The 14,253-nt window shown below is 65.5% G+C and carries 16 protein-coding genes and 2 pseudogenes; 7 read left to right on the top strand and 11 right to left on the bottom strand.

Annotated features, from left to right (window positions below; all coding sequences use genetic code 11):
• The first annotated feature begins 165 nt into the window (after positions 1-165).
• On the top strand, positions 166-1,197 hold the full coding sequence (locus SRB5_RS01905; RefSeq protein ID WP_194292803.1) for a WD40 repeat domain-containing protein: 1,032 nt from the start codon (positions 166-168) through the stop codon (positions 1,195-1,197).
• A 154-nt stretch (positions 1,198-1,351) separates the two neighbouring features.
• Here the strand turns inward: SRB5_RS01905 and SRB5_RS01900 are convergent.
• The 3 genes and pseudogenes from SRB5_RS01900 to SRB5_RS37005 all read right to left on the bottom strand — a co-directional run.
• Positions 1,352-1,810, bottom strand: a pseudogene (locus SRB5_RS01900) (Tn3 family transposase); the annotation flags it as partial.
• Positions 1,811-1,859: 49 nt separating this feature from the next.
• Positions 1,860-2,897 carry a hypothetical protein gene (locus SRB5_RS01895; protein ID WP_153449879.1) on the bottom strand — a complete coding sequence of 346 codons (1,038 nt, stop codon included), beginning with the start codon at positions 2,895-2,897 and terminating at the stop codon, positions 1,860-1,862.
• A 209-nt stretch (positions 2,898-3,106) separates the two neighbouring features.
• Positions 3,107-3,235: a hypothetical protein gene (locus tag SRB5_RS37005; RefSeq protein ID WP_267132563.1), complete on the bottom strand. Its 129-nt coding sequence runs from the start codon at positions 3,233-3,235 to the stop codon at positions 3,107-3,109.
• 262 nt (positions 3,236-3,497) lie between these two features.
• Here SRB5_RS37005 and SRB5_RS01890 point away from each other — a divergent pair, with 262 nt between their 5' ends.
• Both SRB5_RS01890 and SRB5_RS01885 read left to right on the top strand, forming a co-directional pair.
• Positions 3,498-3,797 carry a hypothetical protein gene (locus SRB5_RS01890; RefSeq protein ID WP_153449598.1) on the top strand — a complete coding sequence of 100 codons (300 nt, stop codon included), beginning with the start codon at positions 3,498-3,500 and terminating at the stop codon, positions 3,795-3,797.
• Positions 3,798-3,839: 42 nt separating this feature from the next.
• Positions 3,840-4,820: a radical SAM/SPASM domain-containing protein gene (locus tag SRB5_RS01885; RefSeq protein WP_153449597.1), complete on the top strand. Its 981-nt coding sequence runs from the start codon at positions 3,840-3,842 to the stop codon at positions 4,818-4,820.
• Between the two features lie 98 nt (positions 4,821-4,918).
• Here SRB5_RS01885 and SRB5_RS01880 read toward each other — a convergent pair whose 3' ends face one another.
• The 5 genes from SRB5_RS01880 to SRB5_RS01860 all read right to left on the bottom strand — a co-directional run bounded on the left by SRB5_RS01880 (position 4,919) and on the right by SRB5_RS01860 (position 7,701).
• The gene (locus SRB5_RS01880; RefSeq protein WP_153449596.1) at positions 4,919-5,446 is read right to left on the bottom strand and encodes a hypothetical protein; all 528 of its coding nucleotides are present in this window, start codon (positions 5,444-5,446) and stop codon (positions 4,919-4,921) included.
• A gap of 259 nt (positions 5,447-5,705) precedes the next feature.
• Positions 5,706-6,794, bottom strand: coding sequence for a HEAT repeat domain-containing protein (locus tag SRB5_RS01875; protein ID WP_323376777.1), 1,089 nt, complete (start codon positions 6,792-6,794; stop codon positions 5,706-5,708).
• A gap of 88 nt (positions 6,795-6,882) precedes the next feature.
• Positions 6,883-7,128 (bottom strand): hypothetical protein, encoded by a 246-nt coding sequence (locus SRB5_RS01870; protein WP_153449878.1) that lies wholly within the window; start codon positions 7,126-7,128, stop codon positions 6,883-6,885.
• A 19-nt stretch (positions 7,129-7,147) separates the two neighbouring features.
• On the bottom strand, positions 7,148-7,414 hold the full coding sequence (locus SRB5_RS01865) for a hypothetical protein (RefSeq protein ID WP_153449594.1): 267 nt from the start codon (positions 7,412-7,414) through the stop codon (positions 7,148-7,150).
• Positions 7,411-7,701, bottom strand: coding sequence for a hypothetical protein (locus SRB5_RS01860; RefSeq protein ID WP_323376776.1), 291 nt, complete (start codon positions 7,699-7,701; stop codon positions 7,411-7,413). Before SRB5_RS01860 ends, SRB5_RS01865 begins: the two co-directional genes overlap by 4 nt.
• Positions 7,702-7,900: 199 nt before the next feature.
• Between SRB5_RS01860 and SRB5_RS01855 the strand changes: the two genes are divergently transcribed.
• Both SRB5_RS01855 and SRB5_RS01850 read left to right on the top strand, forming a co-directional pair.
• Positions 7,901-8,419 carry a DUF1877 family protein gene (locus tag SRB5_RS01855; protein WP_153449593.1) on the top strand — a complete coding sequence of 173 codons (519 nt, stop codon included), beginning with the start codon at positions 7,901-7,903 and terminating at the stop codon, positions 8,417-8,419.
• A gap of 35 nt (positions 8,420-8,454) precedes the next feature.
• On the top strand, positions 8,455-8,931 hold the full coding sequence (locus tag SRB5_RS01850; protein WP_153449592.1) for a hypothetical protein: 477 nt from the start codon (positions 8,455-8,457) through the stop codon (positions 8,929-8,931).
• 255 nt (positions 8,932-9,186) lie between these two features.
• Here SRB5_RS01850 and SRB5_RS37700 read toward each other — a convergent pair whose 3' ends face one another.
• Positions 9,187-9,678, bottom strand: coding sequence for an RICIN domain-containing protein (locus SRB5_RS37700; RefSeq protein WP_407703869.1), 492 nt, complete (start codon positions 9,676-9,678; stop codon positions 9,187-9,189).
• A 628-nt stretch (positions 9,679-10,306) separates the two neighbouring features.
• On the opposite strand from SRB5_RS37700, the gene SRB5_RS01840 reads away from it, so the two are divergent.
• On the top strand, positions 10,307-11,440 hold the full coding sequence (locus SRB5_RS01840) for a tyrosine-type recombinase/integrase (protein ID WP_323376774.1): 1,134 nt from the start codon (positions 10,307-10,309) through the stop codon (positions 11,438-11,440).
• Between the two features lie 237 nt (positions 11,441-11,677).
• On the opposite strand, the gene SRB5_RS01835 is transcribed toward SRB5_RS01840, so the two are convergent.
• Together SRB5_RS01835 and SRB5_RS01830 are read right to left on the bottom strand one after the other, a co-directional pair.
• On the bottom strand, positions 11,678-12,121 hold the full coding sequence (locus SRB5_RS01835) for a hypothetical protein (RefSeq protein ID WP_153449590.1): 444 nt from the start codon (positions 12,119-12,121) through the stop codon (positions 11,678-11,680).
• A 315-nt stretch (positions 12,122-12,436) separates the two neighbouring features.
• Entirely contained in the window at positions 12,437-12,850 is a 414-nt protein-coding gene (locus tag SRB5_RS01830) for an SMI1/KNR4 family protein (protein ID WP_228389685.1), read from the bottom strand.
• Positions 12,851-13,915: 1,065 nt separating this feature from the next.
• On the opposite strand from SRB5_RS01830, the pseudogene SRB5_RS37835 reads away from it, so the two are divergent.
• Positions 13,916-14,038, top strand: a pseudogene (locus SRB5_RS37835) (L,D-transpeptidase family protein); the annotation flags it as partial.
• Positions 14,039-14,253 lie beyond the last annotated feature (215 nt).

Genomic DNA, 14,253 nt, shown 5'->3' with positions numbered 1-14,253 from the left:
CACCCGGGCTTCGCGAAGCCCAAAAATGTACGGCTGTGGGTGGACGGCGGGTGGCTGCGGCGGGAGAGCTGGGCCGGGACGGCTGGCACGCCCCGGCAGACCAGCAAGGACCACGGTTCAGCAGAGGCGGCCCGGTACGCCTTGGCGAAGGAGGGAAGGAAGCGGATGCACGACGGGTTCGTGCTGCTCCGTGACTTGGCCAAGGTGGCCTTCGGCGAACCGGTTTTGGTCTGCGCCGCGCCAAACCGCTGCTCCTCCAAGGCCCTCGACCTGCACCCCGAGGGTCACACCGTCGTGGTCGGCACGACGCTCAAGGAGGCCAATGGCGCCGAGATCCACCTGATCGACGTCAGGACGGGGATCCGGCAGCTGGTGCATACGGAACCGCCTGACACACAGCAGACGTTTCTCCACACCGTCCGCTTCGACGCCGACGGGCAAGGCGTGGTCTATGCGCTCAATGGGCACACCCGGCACCTGGACCTCGACACCAGGACGTCGCGCACCCTCGCCTCCTACGAGCAGTATCAGACCGCGAACTTCAATCCGTTCTGCGCACAGCCCTCATGGGACCGGGCCCGGCGCCGGCTGCTGGTCTTCGACACGGGGAACCGGGTCCGCGTGCTCGACGGCGCCGGGAAACCCCTTCTGGATCTCGACGTCACACAGCGCCCCGAATGCCGAGCCAGCGCCCTATCCCCGTCCGGGCGCCTGCTGGCCCTCGCCTTCGGTATGCGCGACATTGAGGTCTGGGACGTCGACTCCGGCCTGCAGGTGCACCGCCACCGCTTCCCGTTCCCGTTCGACCGCAGTTCGGCCGGGTGCGGAGTGGACTCGATCGGCTTCGACCCGACGGAACAGTCCCTGATCGCAAACGGGGGCTTCGCCGAGGGACCCTGCTCGATGGCACTGGACACGGGGAAGCTCGAATGGGCCGTACCGGATCCACATCGAACGGACCGGTGGGAGACATGCTACGGATGGGGTTTCTCCCCCGACGGCTCCCAGCTCGCGGTCGGCGACCGCGGCACGGTCTGCCTGCGTGACGCCGCCACCGGCGCCAAGGCCCCCGTCCAGCCATTCCATACGGGAACAGGGCGCACCTACCGCGTGGTGTTCTCGGACACCGGGGACTTCTTCGTGTGCGGGGGCGACAACGGCAGCATTGTCGTGCTCCGAGCGGGCGACGGCACCTAGAGTCCTCATCCCCGGCGGCCGGGTTGCGCTTCGCGGAACTGCACAAACTCGCCCAAGACCGGTGAGGAATCCCGCTGGGGTGATCGAACCGTGGGCCTCGGCGCCACCCTCCCTCCGTGGGGCGGGGCCGAGGCCGACTTGGTTATCGGGGCTGTCACTCGTCGCTGCCGTCGTCGTCATCGTCGAGGTCGGGCGCGTCCGGGTCGCGCAGAGGCCGCAGCCCGTCGACCGGCTGGGAGGCGTTGATGCTGTAGCGCCCCAGGCAGTTCAAGTTCCGGTGTTTGAGCGGGGACAGCCGCGCAACGTCCTCGTCCTTGATGTCGTGCCCCTCGGCAGGGAGCTGGGCGACGACGGCGCCGATGTAGCGTGTCGTCCACAGGACAACTGCGTTCAAAACCAGGCCAAGTTGCCCTAGTTTGTCGTCCATCCCGTCCCGGTGTGCCTGGTGGATGGTGCCCTTCTTGCCGAGGCAGATGTCGCGGGCGAGCTTGTGCCGGGACTCCTGGACGGTGAGCTGCTTGTGCATCTGCCGGCGGTAGGTGTCGTCGACGGGATCGACCACACGCAGCAGGTGCAAGGTCTTGGCGATCCGCCCGTACTCCGCGAAGGCCGCAGCCGCGGCGGGGTGGTGGTGAAGCTTCTGCCGACTCCTGGCGCGCCGGTCACTGGATCAGTCCGATGTGGGGATGGTCCGGGGACACCGGGCAGGCGTGGAGTTGGAGGTCGTGTCCGCCGCGGATGTCGATGAGAGTGAATTCGCCGGGGCCCGGAGCGGGTGGGGCCGGATACGCACGTTCCTCCTCGGGGATCCAGCTATCGGTGTTGGACTGCCACTCCGCGGACGCGATGGTGAGGAGCGGGACCTCCTCGGTGCCGCACTCGGGGCACCGACGGGGTTCGGGATCGGTGCGGCCCCAACGGGACCAGCCACCGGTCTTCCAGCCCGGGGCATGGGCGAGCCTGTTGCCGTAGAACTCGTCCGGGGCGACCGTGTACCGCCTGTCCCAGGCGTCGCCGGCCGTCTGCCACCGGCTCACATCACCCAGCTGATCCCGCAGCTCCTTGTCGAGCTCCAGAGGGTTGGGGTACTCGGTGACCGGCTCGGGTGCGAGGAGGCACGGCTCCGGCAGATACCACTCGGACTGGACGATCGGCGGCTCGGGCGGCGCGTCGAGGACGTCGGTGACGGTGGCGGAAGAGCGCCGGTAGAGGGCGGTTCGGGGGTGGGCGTTTTCCGCGTGGTCGAAGGGGCACCACAGGACCTGGAGGAGATCCGCGTCGGGCGGGCGGGGGAAGGGGACGTCGCGGGCGTAGAGCTGGGCGACGGGCAGGAGCGGGATCGGACCGTCGAACCACGGGCGGCCCGCTCTGAGCCGCTCCGCGGTCTCCAACTCCTCGGGGGTCCACGCGGGCGCCTCGGGGTCAAGGCGCAGCCGCTCGGCCACAGCGGCGCCGACGCGGCGCAGACGCCGGATGTCGTCCGGGGAGAGGATTTCCAGCGGCGCCCGCCTGTCGTGCGGCTCGTCGCAGTACGGCCACGGCTCGTCGGCGGGCCACAGCAGCGGCGCGCCGACGGAGCTGTCGTGCACCGTCGGCGCCCCCGGCCGCGGGTGCAGCCGGGTCGCCGTCCGCGCCAGCGGGGCCAGGTCAGGGAAGAGCGCGGTGACGTCGAGCGGCCGCGGCGGGGTGGTACGGATCATGTTCATCGCGGGGATGCTGCCAGCAGGGTCTGACAACGGGTGTACCGACCCTCTTGGAGGCGCCACGGAGGACCACTACCCGCCTCACCCCACACGACCCAGCCACCGGTGCCCAGGGCCCTCCTCACCCGGCTGCCTCAGCACGGCGTCGTCCTCGGGCACGACGCCGAGGCGTACGGGCATGCGGGGCCCGGGAGGCGGGGGCGCCGTCACAGGGCGTTGGCACACAGCTCCGTACACGCACACACCGGCCTGATCGGGCGGGGGCTGCGCTGCGTCCGGATGTTGAGGGCGGTGGACAGGGCGAGCAGGAGGGACTGGATCTGCGGCGGGCTCATCACGTGAATTCCCCGTGGTGGTGACGGCCCGGGGCGGGCCGTGCGGGATGCGTTCGACGCCGGCTGTCCAGGGGGCCGTCCCACAGGAGTCCCAGCCCGCACCGAGGCAAACCAGCACGCCCAGGTCCGGGAGCTGCTGGACGGGTCTTGACACGCGCTCCGTTGCAGGAGCTCAAATGCGGTCACCTTTTGAGCGGGGACGGTATTTTCGGGTGAGCGGGCGGGGTCACGGCTCAGACAGCTGACGGGACAGGACGGCGTGATGACCGACAGCGACATGCAGGAACTGTTCCGGACTCGAGCCCAAGCTGTCCGTGACCAGGACATCGGCCTCTTCCTGTCTACCCAGATCTCCGAGCTGGAGTTCGCGTCGAGTGACGGCTACCTGGCGCTGCGTGATCTGCAACTCGACATCCTGTACGTCCACGAAGAGTCGGACATCGAGCGGGTGGTCCTGGTCAAGGAGACGTACACGCGTCCCGAGAAGGGTGATCGTTCCTCGATCGTTCTGTACTTCCTGACGCGCACCACACGTGGTTGGCGGATCTACCGTGTCCGGTGAGTAGGCCGAACCGAGCGAATCCCGACTGAACGAAGGTGGCCCATGACCTCCCCCTCCCTCGACGTCGCGCCCGCACCGGAAACGCAACCGGTCCCCCCGGGTGACGGCGAGCTGGAGTTCCTGTGGCTTGAGCTGACCAACCGCTGCAACCTGCGCTGCGTGCACTGCTACTCGGACTCGGACCCTTCGAGCGGGCACCGTGATTTGCTCACCACGGCTGACTATGAGGACGTCCTTCGCCAGGCCGCCGGCCTGGGGTGCCGCAGGGTGCAGTTCATCGGGGGCGAGCCGCAGCTCCACCGTGACTTCCTGGCCTTGGTCGACCGAGCGCGGGAGCTCGAGTTCGAGTTCATCGAGGTCTTCAGCAACCTCACCTTCCTCTCCGAGGACACGCTGCGGTACGCGGCGGATCACGGCATCCGCTTCGCCACGTCCGTTTACTCGGACGAGCCCTCGGAGCACGATGCGATCACGACCGTGAGCTCGAGTCATGCGCGGACAGCCAGGAATCTCGAGAGGCTGGTCTCGCACGGGGTCGAGACCCGCGCCGGCCTGATCGTCATCGATCAGGATCGGGCAACCGTCGAACGCACAGGGCGGTGGCTGTATCGGCTGGGCGTGCGGAACGTGCGGATCTCGGAGGTCCGCGAGTTCGGTCGGGGCGAGGATCTCCTGGGCAGGGACGCGCAGATGTCAGGTCTTTGCGGGCATTGCTGGCAGGGAAAGCTGTGCGTCATCCCGGACGGGTCGGCCCTGGCGTGCGTAATGTCGAGGGAATGGCCCGTCGGCAATGTCCTCGACACCTCTCTGGCGGAGATCATCGGCAGCGCCGAGCTCCACGATGTGCGGCGGACCGTCTACGAGTCCGTCTGGCTCCCGCGTGTCGCTCCGACCGCGTGTGGGCCGCACCACTGTCCGCAGTGCTGCGAGCCCGATTACCAGGTCTGCATTCCCGACGACACCGGTTGCCCGCAGAGCTGTTCACCGCCGATCATCGCCCGGTGCGAGCCCGACCCCACATAGTTGACCCCGGCGGCGCTGCCGGGGTCAACTACGCCGGCGTCATGCAGACCCCACGCCACCGGCCAGGACAAGCGGTGCCGTCTGCACACCGGGGCAACTCAGTGGCTGTCGCCCGCCTTCTTCGCGACGAGGTACGCGACGATCGCGCTGTTGACGAGGAAGAAGTACGACATCCCGCCGATGTCGGCCTGCCATGACTCGCTGACGAGGCCGAAATGGTGGCCGTACATGTCGAGGACCGGCACCTTCAGCACGTCGGCGCCGATCAGCGCTTCCCCGAAGAACTGGCCGCTCACAGCAGAGGCCAGGGTGAGCAGGGCGCTCAGGAAGGGAAGCGCCGGGTTGTCGTTGCCGAGTCTGCCGACGGCGGAGCCGACGAGCAGGGCGATGGCGAACGCCACGTAGGGGACCTCGTGCTCCGTGACCTTGATGATGTAGCCGTACGCGAATGCGGCCACGAACGCGGCCAGCACCCCGACACCGAACCCGAGCAAGGCGTTCCCGCTACGGGTCGCCGGCGGATAGCCGTCGAAGGGCCAGAGGGGGCCGCTCACATCCGGGGAAGCCGCGGGAGGCGGGTCCGACTCGGAGCTGTCGGCGGTGGGTTGGGGCTGATTGCTGCTCATGGGTGATCCCCTTGGGGACGTGAAGCGGAGCGGAGGCACATGGGGACGCAGCGAACGCGTGTGCGAGCCGCGGGGAATGGGAGTTGACGCTAGCACTTGTGGCGTACGCGCCAAGGACCTTTCCGCCGTTTTCCTGGCCCCGACCCGCCGTACGGCCGAACAGCAGACCGCGCTCCTGCTGACTACCCCCGGGACGCCCACTTGCCGGCCCAATACCGCCCGCGGGCGTATGCGCTGCTGCTTGTGCTGCCACGGTTCGTCAGATGCTGTACGCGCCTGCCGGCACCCCGTGGGCGCTGCCGTACTCGGTGAGGGCCAGTACCCCCGTTCCGCGCATTGAGGTGTCGGAGCCGATCGTCAGGGGGCTGAAGCCGATGGCTCGGGCCAGGTCCGGAGCCATGTCGAATGCCGCCCACTTCCATTCGTCTTCCTCGTTCTCCGAGACCTGGGCCGCGTCCCAGTCGGGAGCCAGTCCGAGTTCGACGCGGCGGTCACGCTCGTACTGCAGGGGGCTTCCGATCGTCAGCAGGCAGTCATCACCGTCACCGGTCTCGCTGTAGCGACGAATAATGACACCGTTCTCGGCGACGACCCAGGCGGATCCGTCCCCCTGGGCGCCGTAGTAGTACGCCTGCGCTCGGCCGTACCGGGCGCTGAGTCTCTCGCAGGCCAGGAGCACTTCGTCCGCGCGTTCGTCGGCGATCGGGTCGAACCAGCGACCGGCCACGAAGGTCCAGCCGTCCAGTTCCGGGCTGACGAACACCCGGGCGAAGCACTCGGGGCGGCCATGGTGGCTGTCGGCATCGAGGACATCGTTGGCCAGCACGAAGGTGACCGGTCGCGGCTGGGTCAGGCCGAGGAGATCCAGGATCCCCTGCTGGTCTCCGGTCGGGACCGCGATCCAGTGGATCCAGCAGCCCGACAGTGGCTTGGGGCGGTCGCCGGGAAGCTGGATACGGATCAGACGTTCTACGGCTGCCCGGTCTCGGGCGGGCAGGCCGTCCTCGCCGGCGATCTGCGCGAGGGCGGTCAGGGCCACAGCTCGCAACCGTCCTGGTCCCGCGCGGCGGATCTCCTGCAGCAGCGGCACGGTGGACGGGCCCCAGGAGGTCAGGACGTGCCAAGCCAGGCTCCGGGTCATGGGATCCGGGTCATGGAGGAGGGGAAGCAGGGCGGTCACACATCGGGGATCTCCTCCTCCGTGCGACTTGATGCCGTCCACGGCCGCCCTGCGAACGGTTGCGTCGGGATGGGACAACGAGGCCAGGCGCAGAGACAGGTCGTCCGGCTCGGCACCGGTCCTGGACTCCTGGCCAATGCGCGGGTGGGCACTCGTTTCGTCAGGCACGGCGATCTCCCTCATCGGACTGAAAGGCCTGATGGATGATATGAGCCCTCTCGTCGGCGGCCGCCAAAGCGTCGTGCCTGGAGCCGGGCTACCGCGATGGCATCGGCTGCCCGACCGGACGGACATCGACGACGTCGAAGCCATCCTCGTGACGGACCATCCCGTCGAACCGCTGCGTCTCCGGATCGCCGGCGAAAGCCTCCCAGGCATCGCCCCATGACTCCCAGTCGGCCGACATCAGCTCCGCCGGCCTGTCACCCTGCCCCAGCAGCCACCTCAGCTCCAGGAGCACCGGCTCGGGCAGGTCCGGCGGCAGATCCACCGCCAGGAACAACTCGTAATGGCCACTCACCTCAGGGGCCGGCGATGAGCCAGAGCACCAGGACCGCGTCCATGTACCTGCTGTACCGATAGGCCACCGAGATCCCCCGCCCGCCGGTCTGCTCCGGCAGCAGCTCGACGACGCACGACACCGAGTGCGGATCCGCGTCCGGCAGTCCCCGCCCCTGCTCCGGTTCCTCCTCCAGCGACCGGCGCACCGTCTCGACGGCGGCCTGCTCCGTCGCGGTGAGCTCGGTACGGATCTTCTCGGCGGCGTCGCTGTAGAACGCGAAGGTCACCGCCCGGCCTCGGCCATCTTGCGGCGCAGCTCCGCGGTGACGTCGTCGGTGCTGCGCGCGAGCGCGGCCATGGCCTGCGGGTCGTACCGTACGAGCACGCGATGCCGGTACGCCTGCGTGATCTCCCGTACCCGGACCAGGTCGTCGAGGTCCGCGGCCGCCAGCTCCTCCTCGAACTGCGCGAGGTCACCGGGAAAACCCCACGTGCCCAGCGCGGCTCGAAGCTCGCCGAGGGTCCGCATGGGCGGGACGAACGGAACGCCGGCGCGGTCGGGTTGAGCGGTCACGGGGGCCTCCTGGGTGTCGCTGCCCTCGACGCTACCGGGCCGAGGGGCTGGGCGTCACCTGTGCCGATGGTTCCCTGTCGTACTTCTGTTCGTTCACGGGCCGCGGGAGAGTCGGCGCGCCGGGCGCTGTCGGTCGGCGGCTCTACGCTGCCGCTGTCCTGATGTCCGGCTGCGGTCGACAAACCAACGGAGTGAGAACGTGAGCGTGTCCTTCTTCTGGCGGCGCACTTCGGCCGACACGATCTCGTCGCTGTCCCCGCAGGAGCTGCTGGCACTCGTCCCTTACTGGCAGGAGCAGCAGGACGTGTGGGATGCCGGCCTCGTCATGGGCGTGACGTTCCATTGCTCCGTGCTGGATCGTGTGCTTGGCGCAGCCTGCGCCGACCAGTCGGCGGCGGAGCTCGCGGTCTACGGCGGTGAGCCGCGCAGGGACCTGTGGACCAGCCCCGACGGGGAGGTCAAGGAGTACACCGTCGTCACGGTGCTCACGCCGGAATCGGTTGCCGCCGTAGCCGAGGCCCTGAGCGAAGCACCGTACGAACCCTGGAGTCTCGCCGACCCGAGGCGCGTTGCCGAGGTCGTGAGCGAGCTGGGGTTCTCCACGGAATGGGACGACGAGTGGGCCCGGTCGGTGATCGACGACCTGCACCGCCTCAGGGCCTTCTACGGGACCGCGGCGAAAGCCGGCGACGCCATGGTCAAGTACCTGAGCTATTGAACCGCAACTCTGGTCCTCAAGATCGACAGCATGGGATGCTAACCGCTGTGTCCGGTCAGGTCTGGGTGTCTCTCATATCCGTGGGCGGCGTTGTCCTCGGCGGCATGCTGTCCTACCTCGTCCAGCACAGGACTCAGCAGTCCGCGGAACGTGCCGAACAGCACCGGCAGCAGATCGCACTCTCGGAGAGCCGGCGCGCGGAGCGGCTCGCGCTGCTGGAGCGGTTCATCGAGGTCGGGGCCGAGGCCGAACGCGCCGCGTTCAGCCGGCCGGCCGAGTTCGACGACACCCACCCCTGGTTGCCCACGGCCCAGGACGTGATGAACAGGTTGTGGGTCGCGGAGCGGCTCATCCGCGTCCAGTTCCCCCTGCCCGTCCATGACGCCGCGCGCGCGTACTTCCTCGACCTCAACCGGACCGTGTGGGAAGGGCTGCCTGACGGCGAGAGCGTGCGGGACTACCTGGAGGACAACCGGCTGGCGTTTCTCGACGCGGCCCGGGCGGTCATGTGACAGGTCGCTGCGGACGCGTGAAGGTCCTTTGCGGGGCGGCCCATAGCGGAAGTACGGGCTGGCCCGTACAACACGGTTGGTCGCTGTCGTACGCGGCCGGGGAGATCGGCACCGCCGTCGTCCCTCAGAGCTCCTGCTCAGCGCTGACCTGCGTGGATACGCCGCCCAGCCCACTCCGGCCCAGGACGGACGTGCCGAGCAGAAACGCCCTCGGCCCTCCAGGGAGGCGGAGCCGAGGGCGGGCAGCCGCTTCGATCAGAAGCGGAATTCCCATCGCTGGGTAGAGTCCCGGCTGGGGTTGTTCAGCACGGCATACCTGGTCCCCGTTGGCCTGTACGGCTCAATGGCCTGCCGCGTCGCAACGTTCACGATCTGAGTTCCGTCCCTGCTGTCCCGAAGCTCCCATTGCTGCGTTGTGTCGTCCCGCGAACACGTCCACTGGACCACCGTGGGCGTCTTCCCGTGTACGCCGGCCCTCAGGCACATTCGGCTATCGGCGTTGCGAATACGGACCGTGTCCCTTGACAGCCTCTCCCACTGCCAATCACTCCCCTTGGCTGCCTTGACAAACGCCCAGACACGCACGTTGTCAGTGTGGGAGAGTCCGTGTCCAACCGGGATCAGATACTGATTGGTGGATTCGTTTCGGATCTTGAACTCACCACTCCACGTGGAGGGTTCCGGCTGCGCCACAGCGTTCGGCGCCTGCCATGCTGTCAGCGCCACCAGGCACGATGCCGCCGCCATCGGCAATTTCTTGAACAACGGGGATGCCACCTTCTTCTTCGTCTCTGTCCGGTCCGGGCCATCCCCGGACCTTCTACTTTCATGGTGCACATTCCCCGCGGAGAGCAGAAGACTGACGAGGCAGAACGACCCGAAAGAAGGATTTCCTGTGACAATACCCATTTAACTTGCTGCCGCTTTTTGGACGATTTAAGCAGCCAATGCAAAGCTCGAATATGGCCGAATTTCGACCCACCCCCCGCACCATCTATGCCGCAGACGAGCCCGGCCGGAGGCTGCACCCCTCCGAATGCCCAGCCCCTGCTCGAAGCACTCGGCACCCAGAAGGCCGTCGCCCGGGCCACGACCGACGACCTCTACACGCGGATCGCCGAACTCCCGGGCCAGCCCCGGGAGTCAGGGTCCGACCGACCGCCCGTCGGCACTCCGAACCCCGCCGTCGCGTTGGCCGGCCGAACCCTCGGCCGACAGACCGAGGACGGGAGCCGGAGGTGGCGCGGCCGAACCGACATCCCGCGGGAATCGGATCTATCCGATGATCCACTCATCTCCGGGAGCGTTGTTGCTCCCCGTTGGGAGCAACTTCTCGACCAGAGCACCCACGAACTTTTACGGTTATCCTGTGCCTGTGAGTGAGCGGGAAGATTCCACTCCCGAACCGGACGACACACCGGGCGTGGTCCTTGACAGCGCTACGGGAAGCGAACTCGCGCTCCCGAGTGCCGATCCGCGGCAGCACTGGCCGCTGCACGCCCGCCGGTTGTACGACAAACTCATCGCGATCTACGGCGAGGGCGACGCGCTGCCCACCGTGGCGGCGTCCTGGATCGCCCGGCAGCGCTCGGCGAACACACAGAAGACCTACGCGCGCGGCTTCACCGTCTTCGAGGTATACATCCGCGAACACGGCGTCCATCCGTTCGCAGTGACGTTCATGCTCGCGGACACCTTCCGCCTGTACCTCGAGACCGCCCCCACCCTCATCCGCGTCAAGGGCGGCGCGAAGGACGAGTTGGCCGCGGCCGGCCCACCGCTCTCAGACGCCTCCCGGGTCAACGTCCTTTCCGCGGCAAGCTCGTTCTACGACAACACACTCCGCCTCGACGGCCTGCCGGTAGCGAAGAACCCGTTCGCCGCGGTGCTGCGCCCGGTCATCGACCCGGACTACTCGGCCACCGAGGGCCTGACCGAACAGCAGACCGCGCTCCTGCTGACCACCGCCCGCGACACCCCTTTGCCGGCCAAGTACCGCCCGCGGGCGTGTGCGTTGATGCTCCTGCTGTACGGACTCTGCCTGCGCGTGGACTCCCTGCTCGCCGCCCGGGTCGAGGACCTCGGCTACGACCGCGGCCACCACACCCTGGACGTACGGCTGAAGGGCGGGTCACGGAAGAAGAAGCCCGTCCCCCTGTACGTATACGACGCCCTGATGACCCATCTCAACGGCCGCACCTCGGGCCACCTCTTCTGCACCGCCTCCGGAAAGCCCCTCGACGAACCGGCCGTCTGGCGACTAATCCGCTCCCTCGCAAAAAAGAGTCGGACTCCCGCAGGCCACCTCCATCCACCCCCACGTTATGAAGCACAACGCCATCACCCACGCCCTCGCCCGCCCCGGCGCCCGCATCGACAAAATCCAGTCCTGGGCCGACCACCAGGACACCCGCACCACCCAGCGCTACAACCGCCGCAAAGAACTCCTCGACGACAGCCCCAGCTACGGACTCGCCGCCAACCTCGCTCAGGCGCTCGCAACGGATGAATGATTTTTTGCTCCCGGTAGTCTTGAAGTTGAGGATCAGACGAACGGTGGTACCGACGACGACATCACCCAACGCACAGATCGCCTACCAGAACTCCACCGCCGGACGCGCGGCCACCGTCATCCACAGCATCAGCCGTGAGATCACGGGGGAACTTCGACCGAACGCCACCCCCAGTTCAACGAACTACCGGGACCAGGAGAGGGATCCACCGAAACCCAATCCCTATCGCTCCGTCAGTTCACTCGATGATAGCGAATTCCTTCGCCATCTTCATGGCGAAGATATATCTCCGATCGATTTCCTTCTCCGGCGAATAGTGCCCAAATTTTGCAGCTTTCAGAAGAGGTGCCTTCCGGCTTAAACGTAATCAGTATTCCTGGATTTTCGTCCCGCGGTTGATCCATTTTCCAGGAGCCCGCGCCTGACGTTAGCTCGAGTTTGCTGCCGGCGGCCCGTTTCGATTGACATATCTCACCACTTAAGGTTACACCCCTTGCGAAGAATGTCCCATCTTCGTCAAATTCTAATTCGCCACCCATTTCATTTCGCCAAACCCCTACCGCATCGTCTCTATCTGCACCCATAAGAGGCGAGCATTGACTGAAAAGTAAGTAGCTGAAGAACAGAATGGCCGACGTGAGCGCCGCCGGAAGGATGGCGACCTGCATTCTTTTCATTGGATCCTTGACTCCTTAATACGCTTTAATAACGGGTTCCATGATTGCGGAATTTATATCGAAAGAATTGTCGAAGAAATTCCGATGAAAGAAATTTAACATGCTTTCAATCAACTTCGTGGGGTGCGGTCGCAAAATTTCCGAAAGCGACCGCAACCGCTGGCCCGCCGTCTTCCCGGCCGCGGCGCCGGAATCTTCCTCCACATCAACGGCACCGGCGCCACCGCCGGCTGCGTCGACTACGAGATCCCCTCGTGAAAGTGGGGCTGCCATACATCGGAAAAACCGCACATGGCAGAACGCAGCTTCCAACTGTTACCGACGTGTATAGAACGGCAAGGCCGGCCTCATGTCGCGACAGACAGTCACGTCCTCGCCCCGAAGATAGGCGAGTAGCCAGTCGGTGAAAGTCATGTCGTACTCAACGTACTCTGCACAATCCGACTGGTAGACGCCGACCCTCCAACGCTCCGAACTGCTTACCGGCACATGGAGAAAGACCGACTCTCCGGTTATTGCCCCAGATATCGGAAGAAGTTCTCCGGGCGCAGTGCCCACAGTGGGGAGATCCTCCTCGTCGAGGTCTTTCCACAGGGCGATGTCTCCTTCGATTTTCTCTCCCAGACTCCCTTCGGAATTTCCGGATGGATGCAGCAGATACAGGTGCTCATTGATTGTGATTGCCCCATATGCATCGCTGAGCTCCCGGAAATCCCCCGGAAAGGTCAACCCAAGTTGACCCTCCAATCGCAGCCATGGGCTCGGGTCGGTCCAGTTACACAGTGGCTCACCGAGTAGTTCCTCGATTTGTCTTAGTGCCGCCATTCCAGGTTACCCCCTAGCACTTCGCGCCAGCTCCACTCTCGGTGTTGACTACGGTGCATTAGCATTGCTCCGGCAGCGTCTGGGGAGGTCCGTAAAACATGATATCCATCTGGATCGTATCCGGAGCACCAGATCGCGCGTTTCCGTAGAGCGGCTTGATGAATATCTGGGCCATCGTACTCTTATTCAGCGCCAACTGTGCCTTCCTTTCGACTCGTGAATCCATCACCGCTCGAACATTGGGACCAAGTTTCGGTAATTTTCACCCGTACCGCCAAGCGCGTAGCCGATAATCGCGGCTCGGGGATGGGGAATTCCACAAACACCTCCTGCCGCCGCCCACCTGGCGCATCCTGAGCCCTCTGTTCGTTCTCGATGTACCGCTTCAGGTCGATTACGCCTTGGCGGATATCGGTGCCGCCAACCATTCCCCTTGGGAGGACTTAGTGAGGGCTACTGGCTTCGAAGATTCGGAACTCCAAGAGCCGCAATAAGATCGGTAAACACTTCCTCGACAAAGGGGTCGGGTTGCACTTGAAAGACCTCGGAAAGTTTCTCAGCCGACGCCCGAAGACCCGCTTCGCCAGCCCAAGTCCGTGAGACCTGGACGGACTCTGAAGGACTCAGGAACCAAGAATCGACATCCGTTTCACTCTCCTCCATGTAGGCAGACATTGCATCACGCCCCAAGCAAGTCCTCCAGAATCCGGACTCACTTCCCAATCCCTCAATAACAGCGCAGTCGCTATCCATGATGTACCCAGTAAGAACTGGCGCCGCGGCCCGCGAGGAAAGTACTGCCAACTCTTCATCGCTAATCGGATCTTCACGCTTGACGGTCCACGCCCCCCATGCCGAAGAAGCGGAAACCGCGAAAGGCGTCACGAAAGCCGAATCTACAAAATCAAGCAAACTACTTATTGGCTCGCTTGATCTCAACACAACAACGGATCCCCAAAAACCCAATTAATTCATCTCCACATCACCGGCTCCGGCGCCACCGCCGGCTGCGTCTCCGTCCCCCGCGCCACCATGAACCAGATCATGGGCTGGATCCAGCCCGGCGCCCATCCCCGTATCGTCATCGGCTGAGACCTGCACAAGCTGTAGCCCATCCGGGCTTCGCCATCCCTTTCGCAACTATCAGAGCCTGGTCTGACCAGGCTTTAATGGAGGCTGATGACTGCATCACGATACGCCAGCCTAAGAGGCTCTGATTCAGCGTAGAGCAAGGCAACCAGTGACGGTCTAGTTTCTCCACCCGATGCCATGGATCGAACAACCCGAGCATCGTGTAATTGCCTTTC

It is taken from the genome of Streptomyces smaragdinus (genome assembly GCF_009604385.1).
Classification (GTDB): domain Bacteria; phylum Actinomycetota; class Actinomycetes; order Streptomycetales; family Streptomycetaceae; genus Streptomyces; species Streptomyces smaragdinus.
Note: the sequence above shows the minus strand (reverse complement) of the source record. Positions and strands in the feature narration are given on the sequence as shown.

Bases quoted from the DNA above. Each gene is read 5' to 3' on its own strand.
- SRB5_RS37005 (WP_267132563.1), bottom strand. From the start codon at position 3,235: ATGAGCCCGCCGCAGATCCAGTCCCTCCTGCTCGCCCTGTCCACCGCC.
- SRB5_RS01895 (WP_153449879.1), bottom strand. From the start codon at position 2,897: ATGATCCGTACCACCCCGCCGCGGCCGCTCGACGTCACCGCGCTCTTC.
- SRB5_RS01905 (WP_194292803.1), top strand. From the start codon at position 166: ATGCACGACGGGTTCGTGCTGCTCCGTGACTTGGCCAAGGTGGCCTTC.
- SRB5_RS01835 (WP_153449590.1), bottom strand. From the start codon at position 12,121: ATGAAAAGAATGCAGGTCGCCATCCTTCCGGCGGCGCTCACGTCGGCC.
- SRB5_RS01885 (WP_153449597.1), top strand. From the start codon at position 3,840: ATGACCTCCCCCTCCCTCGACGTCGCGCCCGCACCGGAAACGCAACCG.
- SRB5_RS37700 (WP_407703869.1), bottom strand. From the start codon at position 9,678: ATGGCGGCGGCATCGTGCCTGGTGGCGCTGACAGCATGGCAGGCGCCG.
- SRB5_RS01880 (WP_153449596.1), bottom strand. From the start codon at position 5,446: ATGAGCAGCAATCAGCCCCAACCCACCGCCGACAGCTCCGAGTCGGAC.
- SRB5_RS01890 (WP_153449598.1), top strand. From the start codon at position 3,498: ATGACCGACAGCGACATGCAGGAACTGTTCCGGACTCGAGCCCAAGCT.
- SRB5_RS01850 (WP_153449592.1), top strand. From the start codon at position 8,455: ATGCTAACCGCTGTGTCCGGTCAGGTCTGGGTGTCTCTCATATCCGTG.